Genomic DNA, 14710 nt, shown 5'->3' on the forward strand with positions numbered 1-14710 from the left:
AACACCCCGCGGCAGCCCACACGAGACCAGCCGCAGCACCGGCTCAGGGCGCGGACGGCGGCCACGCGAAGCCGACCAACGCACCCCACCCAGAACACCCCGCGGCAGCCCACACGAGACCGACCGCGGTGCCTGCTCAGGGCGCCGGTGTCCGCGCCTCCGCTCGCACCAGCCCCCGTATCGCGGGGACCGAGAGCAGGGCCGCGGCCACCACCACGCTCATCGTGGCGGAGACCAGCAGGACGTGGTCGGCGCCGAGGGCTGCGGCCGCCGGGCCCGCGAGGGCCTGGCCCACGGGCATCATCGCCAGGGAGCCGGCCACGTCGTAGGCGTGGATGCGGTTGAGGACGTCGGACGGGACCTGGGTCTGCACGCTGGTCGACCACATCACCCCCCAGAACGACATCCCGGCCCCGGCCACCGCCGCCCCGGCCGCCATGGCAGGCACTCCGAGGCCGGCGCCGACGGTCGCCGGGAAGCCGAAGAAGGCGAACAGGGCGAGCGCACCGGCTCGCAGCATGCGGCGGGGGCGCAGTCTGAGGGCGAGCAGGCCGCCGATCACGGTGCCGGCGCCGAGGGCCGAGTTGACCAGGCCGTAGGCGCGGGGACCGTGGTGCTGGACGACCTCGGTGGCGACGAGCGGGACCGTCGGCCCCCAGACAGCGATCATGTACACGCACCACACGGCGATCACGCCCCAGAGCCAGGTCCGCGACCGGAACTCCCGCCAGCCCTCGACCAGGTCGGCCCGGAAGGCGCGCAGGCCGGGGCCGGCGGTGCGGGCGGCCGCGGGGAGCGGCGGCAGCCGGAGGAGGAGCAGGCACAGGGCGCTGATGGCGTAGGTGGTGGCGTGCACGGCGAACAGGCCGCCCGGCGAGACGAAGCCGACCAGGAGGCCGGCGACGGCCGGGCCTGCGAGCTGTGCCGACGACTCGGCGATCCGGATCGCGCCGTTCGCCCCCTGGATGTCGGGGGCGAGACGGGGCACCGTGCTGGCCACCCCCGGCTGGAAAACGGCCGCGGCCACGCCGTTGACGACACCGATGGCGCAGATCTGCCACAGGACCACGTGCCCGGTGAAGAAGAGACCGGCGGCGAAGGACTGGGTGACGAGCCGGACCAGGTCTGCGCCGATCATCAGCCTGCGGGTGCTGAACCGGTCGGCGATGACCCCGCCGAGTACGACGAGTCCGGCGAAGGCGGCGACGGAGGAGGCCATGGCGAGGCCGACCGCGCCCGCGCCGTACCCGTGCTCCAGCAGACCGGCGGCGAGCGCCACAGGCAGCATGGTGTCGCCGAGGCGGGCGACGGCACGGGCGACGAAGAACAGCGCGAAGTCCCGCGACCAGACGGCCGGAGGCTCGGCACCGGCCTTGCGCCGAACCCGGGAGACGATGCCCACGATGTCACGCCGTGCGTCCGTACCGGTCACTCGTACGCTCCCCTCCCTGCCCCGGGGCATCCCCGCCGCGCGGGATCATGCCACGCCTCCCCCCACCTCCGCCGAGGGATTTTCAGCTGCCGCCGGGCAGACCCAACTCCGGGTGGACCTCGAGGAGTCGGGGCGGGGCGGCCTGCCGCCAGGAGTCGGCGAGGATGTCGCGCAGCTCGTCCTCGCCCTCCAGCGCGGCGAGTCTGGCTCTCACCCAGGCGAACTGCGCCTCGTGGTCGGCGATCCAGAACTTCCCCGGTTCGGCCATGACCAGCTCGTCGCGCTCCTCCTTGGGACAGCGCACGGCGATGGACGTCTCGTCCTCGGGCAGCGTGGCGAACATCTTCCCGGCCACCCGGAACGTGGGCATGCTCCAGGCGATCTTCTCCGTGGTGTCCGGCAGGGACAGGGCGATACGGCGTACGTCTTCAGCATCCGGCATGCCACGCACGGTAGTCCCTGCCACTGACAGTCACCCGGTCGGCGGACCGACCCGCTTGTAGTAGAGGGTCGTCGGGCGCAGTTCGCCGGCCGGGTTCGCCGCGTAGTCGGGGAGGGTGCCGGCCTCGGTCCAGCCGGCCGAGCGGTAGAGGTGTTCGGCGGGGCTGCCGGTCTCGGTGTCCAGGTGGAGGAGGGTGATGCCGGTGGCTGCGGCCGCATCCTCGGCGGTGGTGAGGAGTCTGCGGCCGAGGCCCTGCCCACGCGCGGACCGGTGCACCATCAGCTTCACGAGTTCGGCGCGGTGGCGGCTGTTGGGCTTGTCGGGCAGGGCCAGGCTCACCGTGCCCGCGACACGGTCCGTGTCGTCCACGGCCACCCACACCGCCAGCCGCCCGCTCCCCACCACGTCGGCCCGCTCCCGCCACCAGGCGACGGCCGCCGCCCGCCCGAGCGGCGCGAGGAAGCCGACCGAGGCGCCCCCGGCCACGGCGTCGGCCAGCAGTCCGGCCAACTCCTCGCTCCTGTGACGCACTTGGGCCTCGTTCCAGCGCAGCACCCTCACGGCCGCACCACCGCCAGCGCATAACGAGCCTCTTCCGGCCCGGCGCAGCGGAACCTCGTCGGCCCGAAGACCCTCATCCGCAGGCAGTCGCCCGCGTCGAGACGGTGGCCGGTGTCGCCGACGGTCACCTCCAACTCACCCTCCAGGACCCACAAATGCTGTTCCAGGCCGGACACCGGCGGGCGGTCGTACGCGATGTCGGCGCCCGGGGCGAGCCGGCCCTCGACCAGTTCGCCGCGCAGGCCGGCGTGCGGCGGGGACACGGACCGGCGGACGAAACCGGAGGCGCGGTCCTGCCACACCTGCTGCTCGGCCACCCGTACCAGCGGGGCCGGCTCCGCCTCGACCTCGCTGAGCAGCTGGGACATGGTGCGTCCGTAGACGTGGCAGAGGCGGTTGAGGACGGCCGCGGTGGCACTGATCTCGGCGCGCTCGGCCCGGGACAGGGTCGACCTGCTCACTCCGCTGCGCTCGGCCAGCTCTCCCAGGGACCAGCCGTGGCGAGCCCGGAGTTCGGCGAGCCGGGCACCGATCCGGGCGTCCACGGGGTCGGGACCTTCGCTTCTCATATCCGGGACGCTATCCCGGATATGAGACGTACGTGTTACGGAAGGCTCACGCCTGCGCCGCCTCCCCCAGTGCCGCCAGCACCTGGCGGATCAAGGGGTGCCCCTCGGCTCCTCGCCGTACGGCCGCGAAGACCCGGCGGGTCGGGGCCACGCCGTCGACGGGGCGGACGACCACACCTGTGAGGTCCATGCCGCGCAGGGCCGAGCGCGGCACGAGGGCCACGCCCGCGTCGGCCGAGGCCAGGGCGACGACGGCACGGAAGTCGTCGGAGGAGTGTTCGAGACGGGGCTGGAACCCGGCGCTCTCGCAGGCGAGGACGACCACGTCGTGGCAGGGGTTGCCGGGGTACGGGCCGATCCACGGGTCCTTGGCCAGCTCCGCCAGCGGAACCTCGGGGGCGTCCGCGAGGCGGTGGCCGACCGGGACGACCGCGTCGAAGGGCTCGGCGTACAGGGGCACGTGGGTGAGCCGGGGATCGTCGGCGGGCGGGGCCCCGCGGTACTCGACGGCGACCGCGACGTCCACCTGCCGGTCCAGGACCATGGGCAGACTGGCGTCGCCCTCGGCGTCCTGGACGCGGATGCGTATGCCGGGCGCGGCGGCCGCGAGGCGGGCCACCGCGGGCGCCACCACCTGGGCGATGCCGGTCGCGAAGGCGGCCACGGTGACCGTGCCGGCCTCCCCCGAGCCATAGGCCGCCAGCTCGGCCTCGGCCCGCTCCAGCTGGGCCAGGACCGCGTTGGTGTGGCCGAGCAGGATCTCGCCGGCCGGAGTGAGCCGCACGCCCTTGGCGCTGCGCTCGACCAGGCGGTGCCCGGTCTCCTGCTCCAGGGCCGCCAGCTGCTGGGAGACGGCGGAGGGGGTGAGATAGAGCGCGGCGGCTGCCGCCGTGACCGTGCGGTGGTCGGCCACCGCACGGAGGATGTGGAGCCGCCGGGCTTCGATCATGGGATCAATTATCTCAGGGTGTCCGCACTGGTCAGGCCGCCAGCTCCGCGCGGGCGGCGACGAAGGCGTCCACGGCCCGGTCGACGTCCTCGGTGGAGTGCGCGGCGGACAGCTGCACGCGGATGCGGGCCTGGCCCTGCGGGACGACCGGGTAGGAGAAGCCGATTACGTACACGCCCCGCTCCAGCAGCAGTTCCGCCATGCGGGCCGCCTCGGCCGCGTCGCCGATCATGACCGGGGCGATGGCGTGGTCGCCGGGGAGGATGTCGAAGCCCTCCTCGGTCATCCGGCGGCGGAACAGCGCGGTGTTCTCGGTGAGCCGGACACGCAGGTCGTCGGCCGACTCCAGCAGGTCGAGCACCTTCAGGGAGGCGGCGGCGATCACCGGGGCCAGGGTGTTGGAGAACAGGTACGGGCGGGAGCGCTGGCGCAGCAGGGCGACGATCTCGGCCCGCGCGGCGACATAGCCGCCGGAGGCGCCGCCGAGCGCCTTGCCGAGGGTGCCGGTGATGATGTCGACGCGGTCCATGACGCCGTGCAGCTCGGGGGTGCCGCGGCCGCTGGGGCCGACGAAGCCGACGGCGTGCGAGTCGTCGACCATGACCATGGCGTCGTAGCGGTCGGCGAGGTCGCAGATCTCGCCGAGGGGGGCCACGTAGCCGTCCATGGAGAAGACGCCGTCGGTGACGATCAGCTTGCGCCGCGCGCCGCCCTCGGTCGCCTCCTTGAGCTTGGCCTCCAGGTCCGCGAGGTCGCGGTTGGCGTAGCGGAAGCGGCGGGCCTTGGACAGGCGGATGCCGTCGATGATGGAGGCGTGGTTGAGGGCGTCGGAGATCACCGCGTCCTCCTCGCCGAGCAGGGTCTCGAAGACACCGCCGTTGGCGTCGAAACAGGAGGAGTACAGGATCGTGTCCTCCTGGCCGAGGAACGCGGACAGGCGCGCCTCCAGCTCCTTGTGCACCTCCTGGGTGCCGCAGATGAAGCGCACGGAGGCCATGCCGTAGCCCCAGCGGTCCAGGGCCTGGTGGGCGGCGCCGATCACCTCGGGGTGGTCGGCGAGGCCGAGGTAGTTGTTGGCGCAGAAGTTGAGGACCTCGCCGGGGCGGCCGCCGGCGCTGACGTTGACCGTCGCGGACTGCGGGCTGTCGATGACCCGCTCGGGCTTGTGCAGGCCGGCGGCACGGATCTCGTCGAGCGTGGCTCGCAGGTCGTCACGAACAGAGTTGAACATCAAAGACTCCATCAAGTGCAGGGGCGAGTGAGCCGAAGGGGCGCGCCGGTGTCGAGAGATCGAGCGCGCGGAGGCCCGAAGGGCTGAGCACGGTCGGGCTCTCGACACCGGCACCGAGCGCCCCGGAGGCGAACCGAGCCAGAAATCAGACAGTCCAGTCCAGGATGATCTTGCCGCCGGTGCCGCTGGCCGCGTCGGCGAAGGCCGCCTCGAAGTCGCGGTAGCCGTACCGGCCGGTGATCACCGGGGCGAGGTCCAGGCCGCCCTCCAGCAGGACCGACATCGCGTACCAGGTCTCGAACATCTCCCGGCCGTAGATGCCCTTGATGGTGATCATCGAGGTGACGATCCGGGACCAGTCGACCGCGAACTCCTCGGCGGGCAGGCCGAGCATGGCGATCCGGCCGCCGTGCGTCATGTTGGCGATCATGTCCCGCATGGCCTCGGGGCGGCCGGACATCTCCAGGCCGATGTCGAAGCCCTCGCGCAGGCCGAGCTCCCGCTGCCCGTCGGCGATCGAGGTCCGGGAGACGTTCAGGGCGAGGCTCGCGCCGATCTTGCGGGCGAGCTCCAGGCGCTCCTCGCTGACGTCGGTGATGACGACGTTGCGGGCACCGGCGTGGCGGGCCACCGCCGCCGCCATGAGGCCGATCGGCCCGGCGCCCGTGATCAGGACGTCCTCGCCGACCAGCGGGAAGGACAGCGCGGTGTGCACGGCGTTGCCGAACGGGTCGAAGATCGCGGCGACGTCGAGGTCGACGGGGACGCGGTGCACCCAGACGTTGGACGCGGGCAGCGCGACGTACTCGGCGAACGCGCCGTCCCGGCCGACACCGAGGCCGATGGTGGCCCGGCACAGGTGGCGGCGGCCGGCCAGACAGTTGCGGCACTTGCCGCACACCAGGTGGCCCTCGCCGCTGACCCGGTCGCCCACCCGGATGTCCGTGACGTCGCGGCCGGTCTCGACGACCTGCCCGACGAACTCGTGTCCGAGCACGAGCGGAGTACTGATGGCCTGCTGCGCCCAGCCGTCCCAGGCCCGGATGTGCAGGTCGGTGCCGCAGATACCGGTCCGCATGACCTTGATCAGTACGTCCCCGGGACCGATTTCGGGCTCGGGTACGTCCGCGAGCCAGAGCCCGGGCTCCGCCTTCTGCTTGACCAGCGCCTTCAACGCTACGACTCCTGTGGGTGAGGTCCCGGCCGCGGGCATGCCGAAGGAGCCCGCACCGGGTCAGAGGGGTGGAATCACCCTGCAATCTGCCGTATGCACGGGCCTGGGTCCATCGAGCTTTTCTTAACCGCCGCCTCAGCTTTCCTTCACGCCTCCCGGATCCCCACGGTCGTGTCCATTCCCGCGGGCACCTCAGATCGTCAGCCCGTCGTCCGCGGCCCGTTCGATGCGTACGACGAGTTCGGCGGCCAGCGCCTTGATGGTCTCCAGCCCGGCTCTCCCCCAGGCCCGGGGTGCGATGTCGAAGGCGCACACGGTGCCGAGCGCCATGCCGGAGCTGTCGATGAGCGGGGCGCCGAGGTAGGAGCGGATGCCGTACTCGTCCACGACCGGGTTGCCGGCGAAGCGTGGATAGTCGCAGACGTCCTCCAGCACCAGGGCCTTGCGACGGACCACCACATGCGGGCAGAAGCCGTGGTCGCGCGGCAGGACACGGCCGACCTCGGGCCTGCTGCCGTCCTCCCGGACCACCGGCGCGGCCACCGGCGTGCGCAGACCCGCGAAGTACTGGTGGTCCTCGCCGACGAAGTTGACCATGGCGTACGGCGCGCCGGTGAGCTGGGCGAGATGGTGCGCGAAGGCGTCGAGAGCGGGTTCGGGTCGCTCCCCCAGGCCGAGTCGGCGCAGTCGGGAGATGCGGGCGGGCGCCTCCCTGTCCTCGGGGGTGAGCAGCAGACCCCGGACCGGCCGGGGCGGCTCGTAGCTCATGGCCGGGCTCCGGCGCTGTGGGCGTGTCTCATGGGGCGGCTCCGTGGACGGTATGGCTGGATCACATGTGGGCGCCGTGGCTCGGCGCATGCGCCGGGGCGTGGGCGATGAGGTGGCGTACGAGGGTGAGCAGGGTTTGCACACCGGAGCTGGAGATGCGGGCGTCGCAGCAGACGACAGGGATCTCCGGGTCGAGATCGAGGGCCACGCGCACCTCCTCCGGGTCGTAGCGGTAGCCGCCGTCGAACTCGTTGATGGCGACGATGAAGGCGAGGCCGCGTTCCTCGAAGAAGTCCACGGCCGCGAAGCACTCCTCCAGACGGCGTGTGTCGGCGAGGATGACCGCGCCGAGCGCCCCTTCCGACAGCTCGTCCCACATGAACCAGAACCGCTCCTGCCCCGGCGTGCCGAACAGGTACAGGACGTGCTCCGGATCGAGGGTGATCCGGCCGAAGTCCATGGCGACCGTCGTCTCGACCTTGTTCTCGATGCCGTCGAGGTTGTCCGTGGCGGCGCTGACGGTGGTGAGCAGCTCCTCGGTGCTGAGCGGGGCGATCTCGCTGACCGCTCCCACGAAGGTGGTCTTGCCGACCCCGAACCCGCCCGCCACCAGGATCTTGAGGGCGGTCGGAAACGGGTCAGAGCTGTCGTCGTAGTCCATCGAGCACTGCCTCCAGCAGAGACCGGTCAGTGGGGTTGTGGTGGAAAGCGGGGGGCTTGGTGGTCAGCGCCCCGCAGTCGACGAGGTCCGAGAGGAGCACCTTGGTGACCACGGCGGGCAGTTTCAGATGCGCGGCCACCTCGGCCACCGAGACGGGCGCGCGGCACAGGTCGAGCGCCTGGGCGTGCTCGGGGCCGAGGTAGCCGAGCGGGGTGACACCGGTGGCCATCACCTGCGACATCAGGTCGAGGGCGATGCTGGGCTCGGTGCGGCCGTTGCTGACCGTGAACGGGCGCACCAGCCGCCCGGCCGCGTCGTCGAGCCAGGGTCCGTCGCCGGCTGCGGCCACGTTCAAGGCCTCGTCGCCGTGGATTCGACGGCGTGCTGCCGGGGTGCTGTCACCAGGTACGGGCGGACGCTCTTGACCAGCATCGCCATCTCGTAGCCGAGCACGGCGGCGTCGGCCTCGCGGCCGGCGAGCACGGCGAGGCAGGTGCCGGACCCGGCGGTGGTGACGAACAGCAGCGTCGAGTCGAGTTCGACGACGACCTGGCGGACGTCGCCGCCGTCGCCGAACCGGACCCCCGCGCTGCGGCCGAGGGAGTAGAGGCCGGAGGCCAGGGCCGCCATGTGGTCGGCACTGTCCGGGTCTAGGCCGTGCACGGACTTCACCAGTCCGTCGCACGACAGGAGCACCGCGCTGTTGGTGTGCGGTACGCGCTGCACTAGGCCGCTCAGCAGCCAGTCGAGGTCGGATGCCTGGGCGGTCGGCGCGTCGCTCGCCATGGTGGATCGACTCCTTGGGGTACGAAGGTCAGCGGGAGCGCTGGGGGTGGGGGGTGGTGCGGGACTGGCGAGGGTGGTCATCCGGCCGGTGCGCTCCCGTCGGACCGGCCGGTGCCCTCGGATACGGGCGCGTGCGTGTGCATGTGGGATATGGGCGTCTGGGCCAGAGGGTTGGCCGCGTCCATGGGGTGGGCAGCCATGGGGTTGGCGCCCAGTGGGCTTGCGTCGACGTGTGCGGGGCGCACATGGGGCGACACCGCGGCCGGTGCCGCGTGGGCCGGGCCCGCGTCCAGGTGTCCGGACACCCCGGGTGCGGGCTCCGCACGGGGTGAATCCCCATGTGCAGACTCCCTGTTCTGCTGTGCCTCGGCGAGTCCGATCCCCCGCTGGAAGGCCGCCATCAGACCGGGGTCGTGGCCCGGGACGACGTCGCCGTCCTGGCGGGGAACCGGGCCGCCGCGCAGTTGCGGAACGATGTGCTCCTGGGCGCGCCGGCGGGGCAGTTGGGGCTTGCCCATGGTGCCGCGGACCGCACCGGTGCGTGGAGCGGGCACGGTGCCCGTGTGGGCCTCGAGCACCGACCGGTCCTCGGCGTTGATGCCGGGCGCGGCTTCGGCGATGTGGGGCCGCGGCTCATGGGCGCCACGCACGGGCAGCGGGGGTGGTGAGCCCTCGCCGGGCGAACCCCCGTTCTGGGCGCTCCCGTTGTGCATGCCTCCGCTTTCGGGAGTGCCGCTGTGTCCGGATCCGTACGGCGTGTGCCGCCGCCGTCCGGCCGCCGGGTCCGGTCCGGTCCCGACCTGCCCTCCGGCTCGCGCGCTGCCCGGGCCACTCGTGCCGGGCGCGCCCATCGGGCCCGCCCCTGCCACGGCTCCCGACCGGTGCTCCACGGGTGCGGCGCGCCCCTGCTGCGGCGCCTGGGGGCTCCCCACCGGGTCCCGGGGCTGAGGTGCAGCCCCGGGTACACCCCGCGTCGTGCCCAACAACGCCTGCGGGACCACGAGTACGGCCTGCACACCGCCGTAGATGTTGGTCTGCAGGCGCACGCCGATGCCGTGGCGCCGGGCGAGCTGGGAGACGACGTAGAGGCCGATCCGGCCGTCGGCCAGCAGGCTCGCGACATTGACCTGGTCGGGGTCGGCGAGCAGGGCGTTCATCTTGTTCTGTTCGCCGACCGGCATGCCGAGCCCGCGGTCCTCGACCTCCACGGCGAGCCCGGAGGTGACCAGGTTGGCGCGGAGCAGCACCTGGGTGTGCGGGGCGGAGAACACCGTGGCGTTCTCGACGAGTTCGGCGAGCAGGTGGATGACGTCGGCGACGGCGTGGCCGCGCAGTTCGCCGTCGATGGGCGGCACCAGCTTGACCCGGGAGTACTGCTCGACCTCGGCGATGGCGGAGCGCAGCACCTCGGTCATGCTCACCGGGTTGCTCCACTGTCGGCGGGAGACGGCACCACCGAGCACGGCGAGGTTCTCGGCGTGCCGCCGGATCCGGGTGGCCAGGTGGTCGACGTGGAACAGGCCCTTGAGGAGCGCGGGGTCCTCGATCTCGTGTTCCAGGTCGTCGAGGATCGAGATCTCCCGGTGCACCAGGGACTGCAGCCGCCGCGCGAGGTTGACGAAGACCTCGAGCTTCTGCTCGCTGCCCGCCTGGCTGGAGAGCTGGCTGGCCTGCACGACGGCGGTGACGGCGCCGTCGTACGCGTGTGCCAGGTCGGCGGCGAGCAGCTCGAAGTCGTCGGCGTCCTGCGGCGGCCGGTGACGCGGCCCCCGCTGCGGCGGGGTCTCGCCGTGGCGCAGCGCCTCGACGAGGGCACGCAGATCGGCCTCGCCGCGCGCGGCGCTGCGGCGCAGGGCGCCGACACGGTCGCTGACCGAGCGGGCGGCCCGGTCCGCGGCGACGGCGGCGATCATGATGCCCGCGACGGTCACCGCGACCGCTCCGGCGAGCACGGCCCACAGGGTGGGCGCGGGGCGTGCGCCGGTGGAGCGGATGCTGAACAGGACCGCCGCACTGGCGCTGAGCGCGACCGCGACGGGCGGCAGCACGGCGAGCCGCATGAGCTGAGGCCTTATGTGCGTCTCGGGCAGTGCGGGAGCGGGTCGGGCGACCGGTCGTCCGTGTCGGCCGCCCTCACGGCGGTCGGCACGGGCGGCCGGTGCACGGAGGTGAGACATCTGCGTCCTCGTACTGGTCCGTCGGGCTGCCATCCGGACACTCACAGTAGTCGCCTGAGCATCACGTGCGGTGGGCAGTTGACAAAGTCACCCGGAGAGGGTCCCGCTCTGGTATGAGGCTTCGTACGACAGACCGATAACCGTGCCATGCCCTTCGATCCGACCCGAAAGAGATCGAAACTACCTGCTCAAATGCGGTCATGGGGGCGAGGGGGCGATCCGAGCGCCGGAGCCTTCTCCGCTTCGCCTCGGCCCCGGCGTGAGGCTCGAGATCCCCACCGAAGCACTCCGGAGACCCTCCGCCCGCCCCGAGAAATTGTCACGGAGAGTATCAGTCATGGCCTTGACTCAAGTCCTGTCTGGGGGGTGTCAGTCGAGTGCCGTGACGCAGAACTGGACCAGCCCGGCGTCGACGTCCAGGATGATCCGCTCCATCTCCTGCCAGGGCGGGTGGAAGCCGCCGGGTTCGTCGCCCCACTCGACGGTGAAGCCGAGGATCTTGCCCTTGTGCTCGTCGGCACGGTGCCGGGAGTAGGCGTAGTCGTCGCTGGTTCCACAGGTCGGGTAGAGGTGGAAGGCGGACATCGGGGTGTAGACACGGCCGCGTACGCCGTTCAGTGCCGTGCAGAACTGTTCGGCGAGCACCACGGCGTCGTCGGCGTCGGACTTCGGGAGGTACTCCGCGTACGCGTCACCCGGCACTCCGCGCTGGTGGTCGAAGGCCGGGTTGAGGAAGTTCTGGGACTGGGAGGCGGACTGGTTCTCGTCGTCGCCCCAGACCGTCAGCATGTCCTCGGAGTAGCTGTGCACGTCTACGAGCCAGCGGGTGCGCGGGTAGGTGTCGAGCAGCCAGCGGACGTTGCGGGTCTCGGGTTCCGAGAAGGCGTGGGGACCCTGGTAGACGAGGTCGCCGGGGTCGTCGGAGACGCGCGGTGCCGCGTCCGGGGCGAAGGCGGTGTGGAAATCGAAGAGGAAGTCGTAGTTGCGGTTGATGTCGACGCCGATGCGGTCGGGGTCGCCGTCCGACTGCGCCGGGTTGCGGTTCTTGCGCCACAGCGGCTCGACGGTCTGGCTGTGCAGCCGTCCGTCCGGGTTCACCAGCGGGAAGACGACGACCTCCAACTCGTCCAGGATTCTGTGCACCTGCTCGCTGGTGAAGCTCGTCCCTCCGTAGACCAGACCGGTGCCGGCGTCGTACGCCTCCAGCAGGTCGGCGGCGAAGTGGACCAGGATCTCGCAGCTGCCCCATTCCCGGGCGTGGACGCCGCCGATCAGGACGGCGCAGTCGCGTGTTCCGGCCGGGGCGGCGCCGATCCGCAGAGCGTGACCGGCGCGGCCCTCGACCGAGGGTTCGGGCAGGTCGATGAGCCGGCTCGTGGCCGGGAAGGCGGCGGCCAGGCTGGTCACGCCGGACTCGACCTCGGTGATGTTCAGGTACATGGCGTTCCTCCCGGGCGCTACGCCTTGACGGCCAACCCGTGCGGCACGGCGTCGTCGGGGGCGAACCGGTCCCCCGCGCCGACCTCGGCCTGGCGGGCGAGTCCCTTGGCTGTGGCGTTCTCGACCGTGGTGACCGACACGCCCTCGCGTTCGAGGGCCTCGGCCTGTTCGGCGGTGACGTAGGCATCGATGCTGCACCTGCCGTCATCGGCCCGGCGGGGGCTCCCGCCGACGTCGGGGTGCGCGTCGCGCAGGAGGGCGCGCAGGGTGTCCGCGTCCCGGGCGGTGACGCGCACGCGCAGGACGGGTTGATAGGTGCTGGACATGACCGCTTCTTCCGGCGCCGTCGGGCGCGCCACAAGGCCACCCGGCGGCGCGAGTGCCGCGTGTGAGGACCGTGCGGATTTCGACGATCGGTGACGTTGAATCGGTGAGTTGAACAACGCCGGATGACGTTCGATGACATTTACGTCATATATGTACGTCGTATTCTCAGGGTGCTCCGCCGTGATAGAAGGCGTCAAGGGGAACCTCGGGCAGGCCGCTCAGCAGCCTGTCGAGGCCGGCTGTCAGTTCACGCTCGTCGTCGTACTCGTCGAAGTGCGGGACGAGGGCGCGCAGCCGTGGGTAGTCGGCGGCGGGCAGCCGGTGCAGGCCGAGCCGGAGCATGGGGTCGGGTTCCTCGCTGTCGTCCACCACCTGGCGTTTGTCCACGAGGAGGCAGCCGAGGGTCCAGGCCACGAAGGTGCGGTGGACGGTGAGCACGGTGGGGTCGTCGAATCCGGCGCGAGCCAGGACGGCGAGCACGTGCTCGGTGAGCTGGAGCCAGGACTGCGGGCGGCGAGCCACGGGCACGGCGAGCGGGCGGGTGGCGACCACGGGGAGGATCTCGGGGTGGGCGTGCACGACATACGCGAACACCCGGGCGATCCGGCGCAGTTCGGCCCGCCAGGGCGCTTCTTCGGGTACGGCGCCCGAGCCGGCACCGGCCTGCCGCGCCGAGGTCCGCAGCCGCTCGTTGACCTCGGCGAAGAATGTCTCCACGAGGCCGTCGAGGAGCGCTTCCTTGCCGGCGGTGTACCGGTAGAGAGCCATCGGCTCCACACCGAGGTCGGCGGCGAGACGGCGCATGGTCAGGGCCGCGAGCCCCTCACGGTCGACCAGGTCGACGGCCGCGGCGAGCACGCGGGGACGACTGAGGCGCCCCCGTCTTTCTGGGTTGTCTCGCCGCGCCATGGCCGCACTCCGGATACGACGTACACTTCATCAATAATTGTACGTTTTATCCGGAGAAACGCGCGGGCCGTCGATCACCCGTGGTCGAGCCCCTTGCGCACGCCGGGCTCGGCGGCCAGCGCCCCGAGCGCGCGCCAGGTGCGGCGGACGGTTCCGGAGACTCCTCGCCACCAGGGCTCGGCGGGGAGCTTGCCTGCGGGCTCGAAGGGCTCGCCGGGTCGGGGCAGCGCCACCGCCTGACCGACCTCCTCGGCGACCTCCTTGGTCCACTCGCCGGGTTCGGCCCACGGGTGCGGGGCCAGGTTGAAGGTGCCCCAGTGGATCGGCAGCAGCACTCCGTGCGGGGCGCCGCCCTGGAGGTCGAGGTGGGCGCGCAGGCCCTCCTCGGGAGTCATGTGGATGTCGGGCCAGAACTCGCTGTACGCACCGATCTGGATCATCGTGGCGTCGAACGGGCCGTGGGCGTCGCCGATGTCCTTGAAGCCCTCGAAGTAGCCGGTGTCACCGCTGTGGTAGACGCGGTGCTCCTCGCCCGCCACGGTCCAGGACGCCCACAGGGTGTGCTGGGTGTTGCGCAGGCCGCGGCCGCAGAAGTGGCGGGCCGGGGTGGCGGTGAGGGTGAGTCCGCCGATCTTGGTGGCCTCGTGCCAGTCGAGTTCGCGCAGCCGGTCCGCGGACACCCCCCAGTGCTCGAGATGGGCACCGACACCGAGCGGCACGGCGAACACGGTGTCCGTGCCGGCCAGCGCCTTGATCGTGGGCATGTCCAGGTGGTCGTAGTGGTCGTGCGAGATGACCACCACGTCGACCGGGCCCAGCGCGGCCAGCGGCAGCGGCACCGGGTGCAGCCGCTTGGGCCCGACGAAGGGGAACGGGGAACAGCGCTCGCCCCAGACGGGGTCGAACAGGACGCGGTGGCCGTCGATCTCCACGAGCACGCTGGAGTGGCCCATCCAGGTCACCCGCAGCCCCGTGACCGGCGGCTTGGCGAGGTCGGCCAGGGTGGTGGCGTGCACCGGGACGGTGCCACGGGGGGCGCGCAGCGGCCGGGTGTCCTTGTCCAGGAACACCTTGGCGAAGTCGAGCGTGGAACCGGAGGGCCGGGTGCGGGCGGTGCCGCCGGGGTTCTGGAAGACGCCGTCCTTGAAGTGGGGGGAGCGGCGGATGCGGGCCATGCGCTCACCGCTCGGTTCCGCGCCGAAGGCCTCGGGCTGAAGCATGCCGAGCCCGAAGCTCTGGGAACGCAAACCGGTCACGGTACCTCCTGGTGGAGTCGCTGAGGTC

General features: G+C 71.8%; 16 protein-coding genes. All 16 read right to left on the minus strand.

Going from position 1 to position 14710, the window contains the following annotated elements:
• Nucleotides 1-136 precede the first annotated feature (136 nt).
• Nucleotides 137-1432 carry an MFS transporter gene (locus ACIF83_RS08740; protein ID WP_399724720.1) on the minus strand — a complete coding sequence of 432 codons (1296 nt, stop codon included), beginning with the start codon at nucleotides 1430-1432 and terminating at the stop codon, nucleotides 137-139.
• A gap of 82 nt (nucleotides 1433-1514) precedes the next feature.
• Nucleotides 1515-1874 (minus strand): MmcQ/YjbR family DNA-binding protein, encoded by a 360-nt coding sequence (locus ACIF83_RS08745; RefSeq protein ID WP_393470340.1) that lies wholly within the window; start codon nucleotides 1872-1874, stop codon nucleotides 1515-1517.
• 30 nt (nucleotides 1875-1904) lie between these two features.
• Nucleotides 1905-2405, minus strand: coding sequence for a GNAT family N-acetyltransferase (locus tag ACIF83_RS08750; RefSeq protein ID WP_393470338.1), 501 nt, complete (start codon nucleotides 2403-2405; stop codon nucleotides 1905-1907).
• A gap of 26 nt (nucleotides 2406-2431) precedes the next feature.
• On the minus strand, nucleotides 2432-3004 hold the full coding sequence (locus ACIF83_RS08755) for a helix-turn-helix domain-containing protein (RefSeq protein ID WP_393470335.1): 573 nt from the start codon (nucleotides 3002-3004) through the stop codon (nucleotides 2432-2434).
• A gap of 46 nt (nucleotides 3005-3050) precedes the next feature.
• Entirely contained in the window at nucleotides 3051-3953 is a 903-nt protein-coding gene (locus ACIF83_RS08760; RefSeq protein WP_393470332.1) for a LysR family transcriptional regulator, read from the minus strand.
• A 31-nt stretch (nucleotides 3954-3984) separates the two neighbouring features.
• Nucleotides 3985-5184 carry a glycine C-acetyltransferase gene (locus tag ACIF83_RS08765; protein ID WP_393470329.1) on the minus strand — a complete coding sequence of 400 codons (1200 nt, stop codon included), beginning with the start codon at nucleotides 5182-5184 and terminating at the stop codon, nucleotides 3985-3987.
• A gap of 145 nt (nucleotides 5185-5329) precedes the next feature.
• Nucleotides 5330-6358: an L-threonine 3-dehydrogenase gene (gene tdh, locus ACIF83_RS08770; protein ID WP_399724726.1), complete on the minus strand. Its 1029-nt coding sequence runs from the start codon at nucleotides 6356-6358 to the stop codon at nucleotides 5330-5332.
• A gap of 192 nt (nucleotides 6359-6550) precedes the next feature.
• Entirely contained in the window at nucleotides 6551-7126 is a 576-nt protein-coding gene (locus tag ACIF83_RS08775) for a GAF domain-containing protein (protein ID WP_398137759.1), read from the minus strand.
• A 61-nt stretch (nucleotides 7127-7187) separates the two neighbouring features.
• Nucleotides 7188-7787: an ATP/GTP-binding protein gene (locus ACIF83_RS08780; protein ID WP_393470321.1), complete on the minus strand. Its 600-nt coding sequence runs from the start codon at nucleotides 7785-7787 to the stop codon at nucleotides 7188-7190.
• Nucleotides 7765-8136, minus strand: a complete 372-nt coding sequence (locus tag ACIF83_RS08785; protein ID WP_393470319.1) for a DUF742 domain-containing protein — start codon at nucleotides 8134-8136, stop codon at nucleotides 7765-7767. Before ACIF83_RS08785 ends, ACIF83_RS08780 begins: the two co-directional genes overlap by 23 nt.
• Nucleotides 8137-8138: 2 nt before the next feature.
• On the minus strand, nucleotides 8139-8573 hold the full coding sequence (locus ACIF83_RS08790; RefSeq protein ID WP_399724731.1) for a roadblock/LC7 domain-containing protein: 435 nt from the start codon (nucleotides 8571-8573) through the stop codon (nucleotides 8139-8141).
• 77 nt (nucleotides 8574-8650) lie between these two features.
• A complete protein-coding gene (locus ACIF83_RS08795) occupies nucleotides 8651-10750 on the minus strand; it encodes an ATP-binding protein (protein WP_399724734.1) in 2100 nt (699 codons plus the stop codon).
• Nucleotides 10751-11119: 369 nt separating this feature from the next.
• Nucleotides 11120-12190, minus strand: coding sequence for a M14 family metallopeptidase (locus tag ACIF83_RS08800; protein WP_393470311.1), 1071 nt, complete (start codon nucleotides 12188-12190; stop codon nucleotides 11120-11122).
• Nucleotides 12191-12207: 17 nt separating this feature from the next.
• Nucleotides 12208-12516 (minus strand): hypothetical protein, encoded by a 309-nt coding sequence (locus ACIF83_RS08805; protein ID WP_399724737.1) that lies wholly within the window; start codon nucleotides 12514-12516, stop codon nucleotides 12208-12210.
• Between the two features lie 166 nt (nucleotides 12517-12682).
• Nucleotides 12683-13375: a TetR/AcrR family transcriptional regulator gene (locus tag ACIF83_RS08810; protein WP_393470305.1), complete on the minus strand. Its 693-nt coding sequence runs from the start codon at nucleotides 13373-13375 to the stop codon at nucleotides 12683-12685.
• A gap of 125 nt (nucleotides 13376-13500) precedes the next feature.
• Nucleotides 13501-14682, minus strand: coding sequence for an MBL fold metallo-hydrolase (locus ACIF83_RS08815; protein WP_393470302.1), 1182 nt, complete (start codon nucleotides 14680-14682; stop codon nucleotides 13501-13503).
• Nucleotides 14683-14710 lie beyond the last annotated feature (28 nt).

It is taken from the genome of Streptomyces sp. NPDC085866 (assembly GCF_044541035.1).
GTDB lineage: Bacteria > Actinomycetota > Actinomycetes > Streptomycetales > Streptomycetaceae > Streptomyces.